1 protein-coding gene is annotated in these 573 nt (G+C 37.3%); it reads left to right on the plus strand.

The window, feature by feature from the left end; all coding sequences use genetic code 11:
- Positions 1-77: 77 nt before the first annotated feature.
- Positions 78-573, plus strand: a 496-nt coding sequence (locus G6W45_RS09645) for a retention module-containing protein (RefSeq protein ID WP_194168345.1), incomplete at its 3' end; no start/stop codon positions are given.

The raw sequence follows: 573 nt of genomic DNA on the forward strand, positions 1-573 counted from the left end.
GTACAATAGACATATACTTCTAAAATTTATATAATTCATTCAAAATTTCAAAGACTATAAACAATAAGGAGAACATGATGGCTAAAGAAGCCGGAGTAGTTAAAAGCGTAAACGGAGGAATAGCAAGAGCACTTAATGACTTAACAGGAGAGGTAAGACAATTAAGTGTAGGAGATATTGTATACCAAGGTGAAAAGATAGTTACAGAGGGTTCTAACTCTAAAGTAACAATAACTCAAACTGATGGTAAAGATATAACTTTAATAGGTAAAGATACTCTAACTCTAGATCAAGACTCTAACAATAACGAAACAGTAGCTGATATCTCAGCTTTACAACAAGCCATCTTAAAAGGAACAGATCTTAATGCTCTAGAAGAAACTGCTGCAGGTGGTCCACAAGCAGGTGGTAATGGTGGAGATGGCGTAAGCTTATCTTCTACTAGCTTTGCAGAAGGAGGCCACATTAGTAACATAAATGCTAATGTAGGAAGCATAGATGCTTTATCTCTAGCAGCAGGTGGAGATAATAGCTTTGGTGTAAGTGGAGGAAGTGCTGTTGGGGCTGGAGCTG

Origin of the sequence: Campylobacter concisus, from assembly GCF_015229955.1 — a bacterium.
Classification (GTDB): domain Bacteria; phylum Campylobacterota; class Campylobacteria; order Campylobacterales; family Campylobacteraceae; genus Campylobacter_A; species Campylobacter_A concisus_AT.